At 45.3% G+C, this 16,242-nt stretch carries 13 protein-coding genes and 1 tRNA gene; 11 read left to right on the forward strand and 3 right to left on the reverse strand.

The features are described from left to right. Positions 1-58 precede the first annotated feature (58 nt). The 3 genes from CVV54_00305 to CVV54_00315 all read left to right on the forward strand — a co-directional run bounded on the left by CVV54_00305 (position 59) and on the right by CVV54_00315 (position 1,569). A complete protein-coding gene (locus CVV54_00305) occupies positions 59-1,141 on the forward strand; it encodes a YedE-related selenium metabolism membrane protein (protein PKL05306.1) in 1,083 nt (360 codons plus the stop codon). A 13-nt stretch (positions 1,142-1,154) separates the two neighbouring features. Then, a complete protein-coding gene (locus CVV54_00310; protein ID PKL05307.1) occupies positions 1,155-1,370 on the forward strand; it encodes a SirA family protein in 216 nt (71 codons plus the stop codon). A 124-nt stretch (positions 1,371-1,494) separates the two neighbouring features. Beyond that, positions 1,495-1,569 (forward strand) — tRNA-Val (locus CVV54_00315). Between the two features lie 444 nt (positions 1,570-2,013). Here the strand turns inward: CVV54_00315 and CVV54_00320 are convergent. Both CVV54_00320 and CVV54_00325 read right to left on the reverse strand, forming a co-directional pair. Beyond that, the gene (locus tag CVV54_00320) at positions 2,014-2,517 is read right to left on the reverse strand and encodes a hypothetical protein (GenBank protein ID PKL05308.1); all 504 of its coding nucleotides are present in this window, start codon (positions 2,515-2,517) and stop codon (positions 2,014-2,016) included. Positions 2,518-2,546: 29 nt separating this feature from the next. Further along, the gene (locus CVV54_00325; protein PKL05309.1) at positions 2,547-3,182 is read right to left on the reverse strand and encodes an abortive phage infection protein; all 636 of its coding nucleotides are present in this window, start codon (positions 3,180-3,182) and stop codon (positions 2,547-2,549) included. 333 nt (positions 3,183-3,515) lie between these two features. Between CVV54_00325 and CVV54_00330 the strand changes: the two genes are divergently transcribed. Genes CVV54_00330 through CVV54_00345 form a run of 4 tightly spaced genes read left to right on the forward strand, consistent with a single transcriptional unit; the run spans position 3,516 to position 10,294 of the window. Next, complete coding sequence (locus CVV54_00330; protein ID PKL05310.1) at positions 3,516-5,084, forward strand: type I restriction-modification system subunit M; 1,569 nt, start codon at positions 3,516-3,518, stop codon at positions 5,082-5,084. After that, positions 5,081-6,106 carry a cell filamentation protein Fic gene (locus tag CVV54_00335; protein PKL05311.1) on the forward strand — a complete coding sequence of 342 codons (1,026 nt, stop codon included), beginning with the start codon at positions 5,081-5,083 and terminating at the stop codon, positions 6,104-6,106. Before CVV54_00330 ends, CVV54_00335 begins: the two co-directional genes overlap by 4 nt. After that, positions 6,099-7,271, forward strand: coding sequence for a restriction endonuclease subunit S (locus tag CVV54_00340; protein ID PKL05312.1), 1,173 nt, complete (start codon positions 6,099-6,101; stop codon positions 7,269-7,271). Before CVV54_00335 ends, CVV54_00340 begins: the two co-directional genes overlap by 8 nt. Next, complete coding sequence (locus tag CVV54_00345) at positions 7,268-10,294, forward strand: DEAD/DEAH box helicase (protein ID PKL05313.1); 3,027 nt, start codon at positions 7,268-7,270, stop codon at positions 10,292-10,294. Before CVV54_00340 ends, CVV54_00345 begins: the two co-directional genes overlap by 4 nt. 11 nt (positions 10,295-10,305) lie before the next feature. Here CVV54_00345 and CVV54_00350 read toward each other — a convergent pair whose 3' ends face one another. After that, positions 10,306-12,081: a diguanylate cyclase gene (locus tag CVV54_00350; protein PKL05606.1), complete on the reverse strand. Its 1,776-nt coding sequence runs from the start codon at positions 12,079-12,081 to the stop codon at positions 10,306-10,308. Positions 12,082-12,842: 761 nt separating this feature from the next. Here CVV54_00350 and CVV54_00355 point away from each other — a divergent pair. The 4 genes from CVV54_00355 to CVV54_00370 are packed head-to-tail and all read left to right on the forward strand — an operon-like array spanning position 12,843 to position 16,199. Continuing rightward, positions 12,843-13,676 (forward strand): phosphate-binding protein, encoded by an 834-nt coding sequence (locus CVV54_00355; GenBank protein ID PKL05314.1) that lies wholly within the window; start codon positions 12,843-12,845, stop codon positions 13,674-13,676. Positions 13,677-13,729: 53 nt separating this feature from the next. Beyond that, positions 13,730-14,569, forward strand: coding sequence for an ABC transporter permease (locus CVV54_00360; protein ID PKL05315.1), 840 nt, complete (start codon positions 13,730-13,732; stop codon positions 14,567-14,569). Then, positions 14,569-15,441: a phosphate ABC transporter permease gene (locus CVV54_00365; protein PKL05316.1), complete on the forward strand. Its 873-nt coding sequence runs from the start codon at positions 14,569-14,571 to the stop codon at positions 15,439-15,441. Before CVV54_00360 ends, CVV54_00365 begins: the two co-directional genes overlap by 1 nt. Continuing rightward, positions 15,441-16,199 carry a phosphate ABC transporter ATP-binding protein gene (locus CVV54_00370; protein PKL05317.1) on the forward strand — a complete coding sequence of 253 codons (759 nt, stop codon included), beginning with the start codon at positions 15,441-15,443 and terminating at the stop codon, positions 16,197-16,199. Before CVV54_00365 ends, CVV54_00370 begins: the two co-directional genes overlap by 1 nt. The last annotated feature ends 43 nt before the right edge of the window (positions 16,200-16,242 follow it).

The following is a 16,242-nucleotide window of genomic DNA, read 5'->3' on the forward strand; positions in this document are numbered from 1 at the left end:
CGAAAAAATTTATAATAACAGCAATATCACTGGCGTTCAAAATCTAAGGAGGTCAATTATGAATCGTTTGTTAATGTCAAAAAACGGTCCTGCGCTGGCAGGAACGATAATTGGTGTCATTGCGGCTTTGCTTGTCAAATTCGGCAACCCCGGAAACATGGGTGTCTGTGTTGCCTGTTTCACACGTGATGTGGCAGGTGCTCTGGGACTTCACCGTGCAGGTGTTGTCCAGTACCTGCGCCCCGAGCTTGCCGGGTTTATTCTGGGATCTTTCGTATCAGCACTTTTGTACCGTGAATATCGCCCAAGGGGAGGTTCTTCCCCGATGATCCGTTTTGGCCTGGGTTTCTTCGCCATGGTAGGTGCACTGGTTTTCCTGGGGTGTCCCTGGCGCGCATATCTCAGGCTTGCGGGAGGCGATTATAACGCTTTTGCAGGAATTGCCGGACTCGCAACGGGAATTGCGATTGGCGTAATCTTCCTTTACAGAGGGTTCAGTCTCGGTGCCGCACGACCTAATCCTAAAGCTTCCGGGTATTTCATGCCCCTGCTGGCAATAGCTCTTCTTGCACTTCTTATCATTAAGCCTCTCTTTGGAGCAGAGGGTACAGGACCGATATTTTTCTCTGAAAAAGGTCCCGGATCGATGCACGCGCCCTTAATAATAGCCCTTGCAGCAGGACTCCTTGTCGGATGGCTTGCTCAAAGAAGCCGCTTCTGCACAGTCGGAGCGATACGCGATCTTATAATGCTTAAGGACACTCACCTTTTCAAAGGTATCGTATGCTTTATCGTCGCAGCTTTCCTTACGAACTTGTCCCTTGGGCTCTTCAAACCCGGATTTGAAGGGCAGCCTGTCGCTCACACCATGCACCTGTGGAATTTTCTTGGAATGGCACTTTCCGGACTTGCCTTCACATTAGCCGGAGGCTGCCCGGGGCGCATGTTCATAATGTCTGGCGAAGGTGATTCCGACGCAGGTGTATTCATAATGGGAATGCTTCTTGGCGCAGCTTTTGCTCATAATTTCAGCCTTGCAAGTTCGGGTGCCGGAGTTGGAGCATACGGCATCCCCGCAACTATTGCCGGACTTGTTTTCTGTCTTGCCGTAGGCACTTTATTTATGAACAGGGTAGATTAGGAGGCCTGAAACCATGGAGACAAAAACAGTGGATGCACGCGGACTATCATGCCCGCAGCCTATAGTGGAAACTAAAAAAGTACTCGACAAGCTCAGCGGAGGAAGGGTAGAGGTCCTTGTAGACACAGTGACCTCAAGGGAAAATGTCCTGAGGTTCGGCAGAAATGCCGGATGGCAGGGGTCCTTTGAAGAATCAGAGGGTTCTTTTAAGGTCATTCTTGAGAAATAAACAATAAAGGAGCGCTTCCCTCACACGGAAAATATCAGAAGTTTCAAACGCTGAGAGGGAAGTGCTCCAAAACCTGATAAACTATTGACAGGACGTACATTAGCTAGTAAAATCTCATCTCGTTGGGCGATTAGTTCAGAGGTAGAACGCTTCCTTGACACGGAAGAGGTCAGAAGTTCAATTCTTCTATCGCCCACCATATTGGTAATAAAAAAGACGGGCAAAAGCCCGTCTTTTTTTGCTGAGCAATGGCTGAGCAATGGCTGAGCAGTTGCTGAGCGAGAGCTGAACGGTTGTAAAAGCAGGCGGAGACTGCATCCGCCAGGGAATTAGCGTCCTTCGGACGCTGGGGAATTTGCTCGCCTCGCATCGCGGAGAATCCAATCTTAAAGCCTTGATCTACGTCGCCTCTGAGAGCTTCCAGACCGGTTCCTGTTGGACCGGAGTTCGAATCTCCGCGTCTCCACCAACAACTCAAATAGACCCCAAAGGCCGCGGGGGTTCAAAATCCCCGTCGTCCCCGGACGCCTCTTAACGGGGACCCAGTGGCTTGTGGTTTAGGTTTTAAACATTCAGTAATAGCAAGGATTTAGAGACACTGGATCTCCGATTTAAGCATTCGGAGACGACGAAGATTGTGGTTCTAACGACCACTCTTGTTTAGCGTATAAAGTTTATTCACTAATACTTTTTTAACTGCTTCTGCTAGTTTCAGAAAATATGACGTGTCTAAATCAACTGAAAGAATATCAAAATGACGACTGATGGTAAGAAAACCATTCTCCATAGGATATTCTTTCAGTCTCCGCGTAGGGTTCTTCTTGTATTCAGAATGGGCAATTGCTTTATTCCTTAAATCTATGATCATTTTATGAAAAGCAATAGCTTCTTCTCCAATCATATCTTTTATTTCTCTTTGCTCATTTTTCCCAAATTTTGGGGTGCCTGTTGCGAACTCATCTTCTGAGTTACCAGAGAACGGCCTTGAGTAAGAGATTATTGCAGCAACAAGAAGGGCAGAGCGAACCTCAAAATCGCTTGAATTTACGGGGATCTCATTAAGGCGTATTAAGTACTTAATAGCCTGGTCTAGATCTTTAATCGATATACTAGTGCGATTGAACTGTCTTTCTAACTGTACATTCATAAAACTTACCTCACAAATGGGGTGGGTAATTACAGGAGTAACTCCATGTAACTTCTGATCAGCTTGGACACTCCAAAAGTTTCCGACATTTTCATAAGTGTGTACAGGTCCTTATCCTTCCTTAGAACGTAACGTTTGACCGCATCGGTGACAACGGCGATGTCCATCCGGTTCCTGCTTCGGATACAGTCACAGATCGTTCTCTCCAGTCCGTAGACGATGACAGTATGCCCGAACATCGTTGTCAATTTTGTAACTCCGAGATCATGCAGCTCCCTCGCGACGGAAAAAACCGTAAACCCTTCTTTCCGAAGCTGGGCAATGTTGTATCCTGCAGGCACTGTAACTGTATAGGAAAGGGGATCTCTGTCCGTAAGGTCATGCAGAAATAAGGCTGTCTCATGTGAGTAAATGATTTTCGGGCGTCTCAACTGGGCAATGAACATCTTATCGGCCAACTCGTCTGGGAGGATATATACACCGAATGCAGCACGCTCCAGTTCTCCTGACTTTACCAACAGGCGGAGACGTTCGTTTGATACTCCTGCTTCATTTGCTTCAGCAGTTGTGACAGTTCCTTCCTTTTGCATCAGGAGCGTTTTCAGTCTTTCCGGGATAGGCAAATCGATCGCCTCCAATTTGATTTTAATGCTAGGATTGTACATGAAACTAGCATAAAAACCAATAGTGTTGAACTTTCACGCTGCAAATAACTTCGAAACAAGCATAAAAATCAAGCATGCAGGAGAGCTGAATATAAAAGATGATCATTATTAAACATTGTTATTATTTTTTTAGATTTATGATACGATTAAGCATAATTTATGAAGACAATATTTTTGATGCTGTTACTTGCCATTTCACTACATGTTACAAACTGCCAATCGATAAAACTTAAAAGAAAAATTTGCAGAGGCTGTTATAAGCGGTTCTGCATCCAATACAGACATTTAGAAAAACAAAAAAATTATAGAATAGATTCCGAGAGGAAGCAGAAAATGGCTGACAACAGAAAAGAACAGGAACGGGCTGAGCTACACCGCACAATATGGAGCATTGCCAACGACCTCAGAGGCAGCGTAGATGGATGGGACTTCAAACAATATGTTCTTGGAATGCTTTTTTACAGATACATATCGGAAAACCTTACCGACTACATCAACCGCGGCGAACATGAGACCGGAAATACCGGTTTTAATTACACAGAAATTTCGGACAATGAAGCGGAGGACGCCCGTGCGGATCTGGTGCAGACTAAAGGCTTTTTTATCCTGCCAAGCGAGCTTTTCCAAAATCTAAGAAAAAGAGCGTCAGCAGATGAAAATCTCAACGAAACAATGGAGAAAGTATTCCGCAATATTGAAAGTTCCGCCCAGGGAAGCCCCAGCGAAGACGACTTTAAAGGCCTGTTCGATGATATAGACGTAAACAGCAACAAACTTGGGGGCACAGTAGCCAAGCGCAATGAAAAGATCGTCAAGCTCATGATTGGCGTGGGTGAGATGAAGCTGGGTGATTACAGAGACAACACTATCGATGCTTTTGGCGATGCCTATGAATTCCTTATGGGAATGTACGCTTCCAACGCAGGCAAAAGCGGCGGCGAATATTATACGCCGCAGGAAGTAAGCGAACTTTTGACACGAATTGCCCTTGTGGGAAAAACTGAGGTAAACAAGGTCTATGACCCGGCATGCGGTTCAGGTTCCCTGCTTCTAAAATTTGCCAAAATTCTTGGCAAGGAAAATGTCAGACAGGGTTTCTACGGGCAAGAGATCAACATTACAACATATAACCTCTGCAGGATCAACATGTTCCTGCATGATATTGACTTCGACAAGTTTGACATTGGGCTTGGAGATACCTTGACCGACCCTCTGCACTGGGATGATGAGCCCTTTGAGGCCATTGTCTCTAACCCGCCATATTCAATAAGATGGGATGGAGATGCAAATCCTCTGCTGATAAATGATCCTAGATTTTCTCCTGCAGGGGTGCTGGCACCGAAATCAAAGGCTGATCTGGCATTTATAATGCACAGTCTGGCATGGCTCGCCACCAGCGGAACTGCGGCTATCGTATGCTTCCCCGGCATAATGTACAGGGGGGGAGCAGAGCAAAAGATCCGCAAGTACCTGATAGACAACAATTACGTGGACTGTGTGATACAGCTGCCGGGCAATCTGTTTTTCGGCACCAGTATTGCCACCTGCATCATGGTACTGAAGAAGGCTAAGTCCGAAAACAGTACTCTCTTTATCGATGCCTCCAAAGAGTGCGTCAAGGTCACCAACAGCAACAAGCTGACGCAGGAGAATATCGGGACGATACTTGATCTCTACACAAAAAGGGCTGAAAGCGACCACATCGCAGTATTGGTTCCCAATAAGGATATTGCCGCACAGGATTACAACCTTTCCGTTTCCACGTACGTAGAACAGAAGGATACACGTGAAGTGATAAACATTACTAAGCTCAATGCAGATATCGAGGAGATAGTGGCGAGAGAGCAGACCTTGCGTGATGAGATTAATAAAATCATCGCAGAAATAGAGGTGGGTGCATGAACAGGGAATTTCAGTTTCTGGTTTACCGTTCTGCAAACGAAGATGTATCGATAAACGCTATCATAAAAGATGAGACTGTCTGGCTGACACAAAAAGGAATGGCAGAATTATTTGGTGTCCAAACACCTGCAATCAGTAAGCACTTGAAGAATATATTCGATAAAGGTGAACTGGATGAAGCAGTGGTAGTTTCCAAAATGGAAATAACCACTCCTCATGGAGCGATACCAGATAAAACTCAGACCCAAAATGCTCAGTTTTACAGCCTTGACGCAATTATCTCTGTTGGCTATCGTGTGAATTCAATAAGAGCAACCCATTTCCGTATTTGGGCTACCGGAGTACTGAAAGAGTATATGACAAAAGGATTTGCTCTCGATGACGAACGTCTGAAACAAGGCAAAACAGCCTTTGGAAAAGACTATTTCAGAGAACTCTTAGAGCGCGTTCGTTCCATCCGTGCCAGCGAACGCAGGATCTGGCAGCAGATCACAGATATATTCGCAGAGTGCAGTATCGACTATAAGAAAAACTCTCAAGTAACACTGGACTTCTACGCCATGGTGCAAAATAAGTTCCACTATGCAATCACAGGACAAACCGCTGCAGAAATCGTTTATTCCAGGGCCGACTGCAATCAGGAGAACATGGGACTGACTACATGGAAACATGCACCTGAAGGCCGCATTCTGAAATCGGATGTCATGGTTGCAAAGAACTATTTGAACGAAAAGCAGATTCGGCAGCTGGAAAGGACCGTTGCCGGCTATTTTGACTACATAGAAGATCTGATCGAACGGGAAAACACCTTTACGATGGAAGAATTTTCCGCGAGTATCAATGAATTTCTATCCTTCAGGAAATATGAGATCCTGAAAGATAAAGGGACTGTTTCTAAGCAGCTTGCTGTCGCAAAAGCGGAGAAAGAATACGAGTCATTCAACAAGACCCAAAAGATCCTTTCCGATTTTGACAAGGAAGTTAAGCGACTCTTGGAGAAGAGGGACGAAACGGATGAGTAAATTGGAAGAACTGATCAATGAGCTTTGTCCAGATGGAGTGGAGTACAAAACCCTTGGAGATATAGCCACAGATATTTATCGTGGCTCAGGCATTACAAGAGATCAAGTTACACAAACAGGGACTCCCTGTGTACGTTATGGTGAAATTTATACAACATATGGTATTTGGTTTGAAAAATGTCTTTCGTTCACTAACGAAGATACTATAACCAACAAGAAGTATTTTGAATATGGTGACATTCTGTTTGCCATTACTGGTGAAAGTGTCGAAGAAATAGCGAAATCATGTGTGTATGTTGGAGCGGATAAATGTTTGGCGGGGGGCGACATCGTTGTCCTCAAGCATAATCAAGATCCTAAATATCTTTCTTATGTACTATCGACAACGGATGCACAGAAACAGAAGAGCAAAGGTAAAGTTAAGAGCAAGGTAGTACACTCAAGCGTTCCGGCAATTAGTACAATCTTGATCCCTCTCCCGCCGCTGCCAGTTCAGTGTGAAATTGTCCGGATACTGGACAATTTCACGGAGCTTACAGCGGAGCTTACAGCGGAGCTTACAGCCAGAAAAAAGCAGTATGAGTATTATAAAAAGTCGCTTTTATCTCAACCTATTACTATTTTTGTAACAAAATTGGAAGAAGTGGCTACTCTTAAAACGGGAAGTAAGCCAAAAGAGATTTTTGCAGAAAAAGATAAGTTCGAATATATCAATGCAGGCACTACAAATTCAGGGTATGCAAGAGCTTTCAATTGTGAGGGAGATACTGTTACAACACCGTCCCGTGGACAAGGAGGCATAGGCTTTGTTGGATATCAAAAGAATTCATTTTGGCTTGGTCCCCTATGCTACCGGATTAAAAGCAAGAACACTGATGTATTGTTGAATCGCTATCTTTACCACTATTTATCTTGCTTTAACGATAAAATATTACAGTATAAAAACGAAGGTGGTACGCCATCAGTAAATGCATCAGATTTAGCAAACATTAGCATTGATATTCCTTCGATTGATGAACAAAAGCTAGTTATCGCCATTCTCGACCGCTTCGACACGCTCTGCAATGATTTGACGAGCGGTCTGCCTGCCGAAATCGAAGCTCGGCGCAAGCAATATGAATATTACAGGGACCGGATTTTGACGTTCAAGGAGAAGGTCGCATGAGTCTATTCAATATCGTTGCGGAAACGGCGGAATATACTGTAGTTTCAGAGTATAAGCCCGAAAGCAGGGTAGCAGCGGCTTATCAGGGGGAGGCTGCTCTCGAGCGCGAGTTTATTTGCCTGCTCGAGGCTCAGGGATATGAATACCTGAGTTTTAATAATGAAGCCGCCCTGATATCGAACCTCAGAAAGCAGTTGGAGCTCCTCAACGGCTATGACTTCTCCGATGCTGAATGGAGAAGGTTTTTCTCGGAGTGCATCGCCAGAAGCAACGAAGGTATTATAGAAAAGACCCGCAAGATACAGGAGGATCACGTGCAGATCCTGCACCGTGATGACGGTTCGACAAAGAACATTTACCTGATAGACAAAAAAAACATCCATAACAACAAGCTGCAGGTAATAAACCAGTACGAAGAATCAGAGGGAGCACACGACAGTAGGTATGACGTTACTATCCTTGTAAACGGTCTTCCACTTGTCCACACAGAACTGAAACGCAGGGGAGTCGCCATCAGGGAAGCCTTTAACCAGATCAAGCGCTACCAGCGGGAAAGCTTCTGGGCGTCAAGCGGTCTTTATGAGTATATACAAATATTTATTATCTCAAACGGCACACATACCAAATATTACTCAAATACAACACGTTCAAGCCATATAAAGGAATCAGGCAGTGCAGACAGCAGCAAGAGCAGCAAGAAGACCAGCAACAGCTTTGAGTTCACTTCATACTGGGCGGATGGAAACAACAAAACCATTGCAGACCTGACCGACTTTACCAAGACATTTATGGCCAGGCATGCGCTGCTGAACATACTCACAAAATACTGTGTATTTACTTCTGAAAACCTCCTGCTCGTCATGCGTCCCTATCAGATAGTAGCGACAGAGCGGATATTATCGCGGATAGAAATATCAAATAACTACAAAAAAAACGGCACAATTGAAGCAGGCGGGTATATCTGGCACACTACTGGCAGCGGCAAGACTCTAACCTCTTTTAAAACTGCCCAGATCGCCTCAGTTTTACCTTATGTCGACAAGGTGCTGTTTGTTGTTGATCGTAAGGACCTCGACTACCAGACGATGAAAGAATACGATAAGTTCCAGAAGGGCGCCGCAAACAGCAATACATCAACAAAAATACTGCAAAAACAGCTTGAGGACTCCTCTTCGCATATCATAATCACCACCATCCAGAAGCTCGATGTCTTCGTATCCAGGAACAAAGAGCAGGATGTTTTCAGGAAGCATGTTGTCATTATCTTTGACGAATGTCATCGTTCCCAGTTTGGAGACATGCACAATAAAATCGTAAAATCTTTCAGGAATTACCATCTGTTCGGTTTTACCGGGACACCGATCTTCGCAGCCAATGCCGGAAACGGAGGAAATCCGCTTTTAAGAACTACGCCTCAGGCCTTTGGCGACAAACTGCATACCTACACGATAGTGGATGCCATTAACGATCAGAATGTCCTGCCCTTCCGCATCGACTACATCAATACAGTAAAGATGAAGGAAAACGTTAAGGATAAAAAAGTGTCGTCGATAGACAGGGAAAACGCCATGGCCGACCCTGTAAGGATACGTGACGTTGTTTCCTATATTATCGATCACTTTGACCAGAAGACCAAACGAAACAGCTTCTATTCTCTTCAGGGACAGCGCGTATCAGGTTTCAACTCCATTCTGGCAGTAAGCTCGATCCCTGTGGCGAAAAAATATTACACAGAACTCAAGAAGCAGCTCGCAGAGCGCGGACGCAAGCTCAATATCGCCACCATCTTCAGCTACAGCGCAAATGAAGCTGACCCCGAGGACGTATTCCCGGATGAGGGGTTTGATACTGACAGCCTGGATCAGTCCTCCCGAGACTTTCTGGAATCTGCGATACAGGATTATAATGTCGATTTCAAGGTAAATTTTGACACATCCTCACAAAAATTTGAGAATTATTATAAAGACCTCTCTCTACGAATCAAACGGCGCGAGGTGGACCTTTTGGTCGTTGTCAATATGTTCCTGACCGGTTTTGACGCGACGACCCTTAACACCCTTTGGGTGGACAAAAACCTCAGGCAGCATGGACTAATACAGGCCTTTTCCCGTACCAACCGCATACTGAACTCTGTCAAGACTTTCGGTAATATTGTCTGTTTCCGTGATCTACAGGAAGAGACAGATAAAGCCATAGCCCTTTTTGGAGACAAGGATGCCAAAGGGCTTGTCCTGCTTAAAGGCTACGAGGCCTACTATTACGGTTTTGATGAAGAAGGTAAACATCAGCCGGGCTATGCTGAGCTTATTGCAGAGTTGAGCCAGACATTCCCGCTGGGACAGGCGATTAACGGGGAACAGAACCAGAAGGAATTTATCCGATTGTTAGGGGCTATCCTCCGGCTTAAGAATATCTTGGTGTCATTTGATCAATTCCACAGCAACGAGATCCTTTCGAACCGACAGTTTCAGGATTATCAGAGCCTATATATCGACCTTTATCAGGAGTTCACAAAAGATAAGAACGCAGATAAAGAAAAGATCAACGATGATATTATTTTTGAAATTGAGCTGATCCGGCAGGTCGAAATAAACATCGACTACATCCTTATGCTCGTCGCAAAGTTCCATGAATCGAACTGTGAAGACAAGAGCATCCTCGTTTCGATAGACAAGGCCATCGGCTCCAGCTTCCAGCTGCGGAGCAAGAAAAAGCTGATCGAAGATTTCATCGAGACCGTCAATGCTTCCACTTTGGTGGAGGAGGACTGGCGAAGATATGTCCATGAGCAGAAAGAAGCAGATCTTGCAGCCCTGATCAGCGAAGAAATGCTTAAGCAGGAAGAGACGAAAAAATTCATTGATAACTCTTTCCGCGACGGTGCGCTGAAGACGACAGGCACAGACATCGACAAAATCATGCCGCCGGTTTCAAGGTTCAGTGGTGGAAAGAGAGCTGCAAAGAAGCAGACCATCATCGACAAGCTGATGGAATTCTTTGAAAAATATCTTGGGCTGGTGTAGACATTCAGACTTTAAATAAACGTTGAAACGTATTTTTCTGTTTTTACAAGCTTCTTGGACTTACTATCCTTTGCCTTCTTCTTAAGGGAGGCAAGTTCCTCCGTCAGTTCAAACCTATCTGTAAAATTACGGCCGTTATTGTTGATCGCGACAACCGTAATGGTCATCAACGGAAACTCTTCGATCTCTCCCTTTCTGTTGCAGGTAATGATAAATCCGCGCTCTACAGCCGCCTGATCGTAAAGGGCCAGGACCTCATGCTCGAAATCGTTTATAAGGTCATGAAAAAAGGATTCGTCTGTATGGTCACTTAATATGACAAGGAAGTCGTCTCCGCCTATGTGTCCAAGAAATTCGCTCTCAGGCAAGGCTGACGAAAGCTTATCAGCAAGGAGCTTTATCACCAGATCGCCCTTTTCAAACCCATAAACATCATTGTATGCCTTAAAGTTGTCGATATCGATGTAAGCCACACTGTACCTATCCTGGCAAGATATAGCCCGGTCAAGCTTCCTCTCTATGATCTGGTTTCCGGGAAGGCCGGTTAAAGGATTCTGATTTTTTGCTGTTGATACTTCCAGTTCAGTTGTCTTCAGAAGCAGTTCTTTTACAGTAACGACGCCAGAGTACTTGCCTTCTTCAGTGATAACAATGAAATCATATATTTTATCGTTTGGCCTCGACATCGAGGTGGAAGATACTGTACTGACAGGAGTTTCGTGGTCCGCGGAAAGGAAATCCCGGTCCATGATCTCATATACCGGTCTTCTTGCGTTGAGAGTGAAGCCGTATTGACCGCTCAGCTTTATCGCCAGTTTTTCACGCGATATTATTCCGACAGGATAACCATCTTCAACCACACATACTCCAAAACGACCCTGGTCAAGCCTGAACATATCATAAACATTCGATATGAGCTCGTTCGGTGAGACAGTTTCGGCATAGGTCGAAAGATTCTTGATATAAAGACTGGAAACGGTATTCTGCATAATATGGTTCTTCTTCAGGTTAATAGTTCTGAGAGTCTGCAGAACGTCATGTTCGATTTCCCGTATCTGAGCGTCCGGTCTCTGTATAATGTATCCTTGGCCATATGGCACGTCGAGGCTGACCAGTGTGTCCATTTCCTCATATGTTTCTATCCCTTCGGCTATAAGAGAAACATTGGATTCTTTTGAGAATTCCACCATGCCTTTTACAAGAGCATATTTCATCCTGTCTGAATTTATATTGCGGATCAGTTTCATATCAAGCTTGAGATAGTTCGGCCGGACATCACTGATAAGATTGAGACCGGAATATCCTGCACCTCCGTCATCTATGGCTATTTTGAAATTCTGGCTTTTATAGTTGTTGATCGTTGCAAGGAAGCCTCTTAGATCCATAATCACGTTTCTTTCGGTGATCTCAAAAATGACATTTTCCGATGCGATATCGTGTTGTGCAAGGAAGGATTTCGTGAAACCCTTTTTGTATGTTTCGTAATTTATTATGTTGGGGTTTACGTTTATAAAGAGTTTTTTACTGTAGGGAGGTATCATGAATTCGAACGCAGCCTCCAGGGCCTTTTTTCTGCAGAGCATTTCAAGCTCCCACAGCCGGTTGTACTTTTCAGCAGCAAGAAAAAGCATCTCCGGATCTTTTATTTCACTTTCACACGTTACCCTGCTCAGTGCTTCATGCCCGAGGATATCGCCGTCTCTCAGTGATATTATTGGTTGAAAAACTGTCCTTATCTCTTCGTTTTTTATGATGTAGTCAAGCGAATTTTTCAGCTCATCTGTTATTTCGGCACAGTTCGTTGTCAATCGATTTTCCCACCCTGCTCTCTATAATGTTGATGTAAGTCTATCAAAACGATGTTTATAAAATATATACGTTTCGTAAAAGCTGAGTAAATTATTAGAAACGTTGTTAATGACATCCACGTGATCAGCCTGTTTGTCGGACCTTTTCGAAGGGGTCAGCCATACCTTCCGGTCAAGGCTAAACTCTTACCACTGTGCGAAGCGGAAGTTTTTCGGTCTTGCGAATGTCAGCATGAGCAGCTGAAGTGCACACATATTCCTCTTGCTTTTATCACTTTCTATCGCCTCCTTGTAAATCCTGCGAAGTAGATCAATATCGGCAAAGGCGGGCAAAACAAGCACCGTACTTTGCAGTAGACACACTGCGACTTGTGCACTGCGACTTGTGCCTTGACAAAAACAACTCTTGGTGTGATATTAATAAACCTGTAATGATTATAGATTTTCCCGGAAGGCGGTGGCGTACTGTGGCATACACATGATCTGTTTCCTATAAAATAATGCACGGGATGCGTTACCAATTTGCTGCACATTCAGCCTCCGGGTCAGCTGCCTTTTTCTCCTTTACAAGGCAGTAAACTTCCAAACTCATAATTCCCCAAAAAGCTGATTCACTGCCGCGGATTACTGACAAAGTACTTCCGGAGCCCTTTTGTGGCTTCAGGAGTATTTTCGTGCATATGTGTGATCTGCCTGTATCCCCATAATTTAACTAAAAAATAAGGAGATGTAACTGAACTATGAAAAAAATGATCGTTTCAATGGCACTGACGATAATGCTGATAGCAGCCTCCTCTGCAATAGCGGCACCCCTTGATGCCTTTAAAGGCCAGAAAGGTAATCTTGACATCGCCGGAGGAACTGCCCACATACCTGTAATGAAGGAAGCGGCAAAAAGGATCATGTCTGTTAACCCGGACATTCGCATAACTGTTGCCGGGGGAGGTTCGGGAGTTGGAGTCAAACAGGTCGGTGAAGGGCTTGTGACGATAGGGAACACCGGACGCGCCTTAAAGGAAGATGAGATATCAAAGTATGGACTGGTCTCCTTTGCCTTTGCTATTGACGGCGTGGCCGTCGTAATTAATCCCGGCAACAAGATTGATTCCCTGACAAGCCGGCAGGTCATTGATATTTATGCCGGAAAAATAAAAGACTGGAAAGAACTTGGCGGCGAACCGGGGGCGATCAATGTCTTTGGACGGGAAGACGGAAGCGGTACAAGGGAAGTTTTCACCGAGAAAGCGATAAATAAGGGAGAGCTTGCTCCTTCTGTAAACGTAGTCAGTTCCAACGGAGCCATGAAGACTGCTGTTGCACAGGACAAACGTGCGATCGGGTATGTCGGGATCGGACACATTGATAAATCAGTGAAAGCTCCTAAATTTGACGGAACTGTACCAACCCAGGAAAACGCCGCTAACGGCAAATACAAAGTGACCCGCAACCTTTACATGAACACCAAGGGCGAGCCCCAGGGACTTACGAAACTCTTTATCGACTACATATTCAGTCCTGAAGGCACCGAGATAACAAAAGACAGCGGATACATACCGCTGCCGGCAAAGAAGTAAAGTGTGAGTGGGGGGAGAGTATCCTCTCCTCCCAACAAAATCAGGATAGACAATTGAACGAAAATAAAAACATTCCTCTTTGGTTAAAAGCATCGGCTGTATATGTCTCTTCTCTCATGTCAGCCCTTTTTGTCTTTATTACTGTTTGCGCTCTAGATGGATTGTTCAAGAGCGGTCCTTCACTGTTCGGTTCTGTATGGGATCCTGAAGGAGGACAATTCGGGATCATGCCAATGATCTGGGCAAGCGGACTTCTTTCCGTTTCATCACTGGTCATTGGTTGGGCATTTTCAGTCGGATGCTGTTGTTTTATTCATGGTTATGGACCCAAATGGACAGCAAGGTTATTGGCCAGGATATTGAGGATCATGACGGCAATACCAACGGTTGTTTATGGTTTCGCATCTGTTTTCCTGCTTGTCCCACTCATCAGAAACGGCCTTGGAGGCTCAGGGTTTTCCTGGCTGACAGCCTCCATTGTGCTAAGCCTTCTTATAATGCCTACTATGGTGCTTTCGATGGACAGCGCCTTCCGGACTATAGAATCTGAGACCAGGCTGACATCGGCAGCACTTGGATTCACCAGGGAACAAAACATCGCGATGGTCGTCCTTCCTGCTTCCAGACAGTGGATATTGTCTTCAGCACTTCTCGGTTTCGGCCGGGCTGCAGGTGACACCCTCATTCCAACTATGCTTGCAGGAAATGCGGTTCAGTACGCAAATACGCCGCTGGACGCAATGAGGACCCTTACGGCCCACATCGGGCTCGTCCTCTCTTCCGATGTTGGGGGAACGGCATATCTTTCGCTTTTTGTAGCAGGCGGGATACTGCTGTTTGTCAGCATTTCTGCCAACATACTGTTCCGTCTGCTGAGTAGGAAGTCACTATGATGAGGGTAAAACTGCTGCGGTTTCTTGCCTTTATATCTGCATTCTTTGTCATTGGTTCTTTTATGATGCTGATTGGATTTCTTTTCTACCACGGTACGCCTGTTCTTGACGCAGGGCTCTTCTTCGGGGAGACAGATCCAATCGATGCGATAATCGGCGCGCGCCCTGTCTGGGACGGTATATGGCCGGCTTTTGCCGGAACTTTGTATCTTATAGCCCTGACAATGGCTGTTTCACTTATTCCCGGGATAGGGTGCGGAATATACCTTGCCCGCTACGCAAAGGGGAAAAAGAAAGAGATGCTTTCTATGGCAGTGGATCTTTTGGCCAGCGTCCCTTCTATTGTTATGGGGCTTTTTGGGTTTGTGCTGATCCTCTTACTCAGACGAACTTTTGCACCTGACGCGACCACATGCATCAGTCTTGCGGCATTCTGTCTTGCTTTGCTTGTGATGCCTGCACTTGTCGTAACCACACGGACATCAATAGAGAGCCTGCCGGAGTCTCTTGTAATTACAGGAACAGCACTTGGATTTACGGAACATCAGCTGCTTCGGCATATTCTGATCCCGGCGGCCGGCAGGGGGATACTTGGCGGGATCATGCTTGCGATGGGACGGGCCGCTGAAGATACGGCAGTTATCATGCTCACTGGAGTGGTCGTAAATTCCGGACTGCCTGCCGGACTCGGTTCCAAGTTCGAAGCTTTGCCTTTCCTTATTTTCTATACTGCCGCTCAATATGTAGACCAGAATGAACTCCTTAGAGGATTTGGAGCTGCAATGGTCCTCCTCGTCCTTTCTGCAGGACTCCTTTATGCTGCATCAAAACTTCAACGAACGATGGAAAAACGCTGGAAAGGAGCAAAATAATGGATCTTTGCGCGGAAATACAAAATTTATCAGTATCATTTCACGGCAGAAAAGCTGTCACCGAAATAAATGCTAGCTTGCCGTCAGAAGGCATAACCGTTCTTATCGGCCGCTCCGGTTCCGGGAAGACAACATTTTTAAGGGCTTTGAACAGGCTCAATGAAACTTTTGACGGATACGAAGGATCCGGGAGCATACGTTTGTTTCTGGGAGGCCAAATGAAGAACATATATTCTTCAGGCACATTGACCCCGACTGAGTTGCGGAGAAAAGTAGGGATGGTCTTTCAGACACCTAATCCTCTTCCGCTGAGCATACGAAGGAACATTATGCTGCCGTTGGAGCTCATGTTGGGATCAGGGAAATCCGTTGCTGAAGAAAAAATGGAAACGGCGCTAAAAACAACAGGTTTGTGGAATGAAGTCAGAGACAGGCTTGACACACCTGCTAACCGGTTATCCGGGGGACAGCAGCAAAGACTCTGTCTTGCAAGGGCTCTGGCTCTTGAACCCGAGATGCTGCTACTTGATGAACCCACCGCCTCACTGGATAAGAGGTCTTCGGAACTGATCGAGGACCATCTTCTCTCCCTGAAAAACAGATATTCCATAGTGATGGTATCTCACAGCGTAAGACAGGCGGTAAAGCTTGGAAGCTATTTTGTATTGCTTAAAAATGGCACTGCAGCAGCTTCGTTCTCAAAAGAGGAGTTCCCGGAAGGTAAAGAGGCGGAGAAAGCAATGACCGACCTTCTTTAACTGCTTTCTGACAGTCTGCATGAAATAAATTTCAAGATCACAT

This window comes from Synergistetes bacterium HGW-Synergistetes-1 (assembly GCA_002839185.1).
GTDB lineage: Bacteria > Synergistota > Synergistia > Synergistales > Synergistaceae > Caenicola.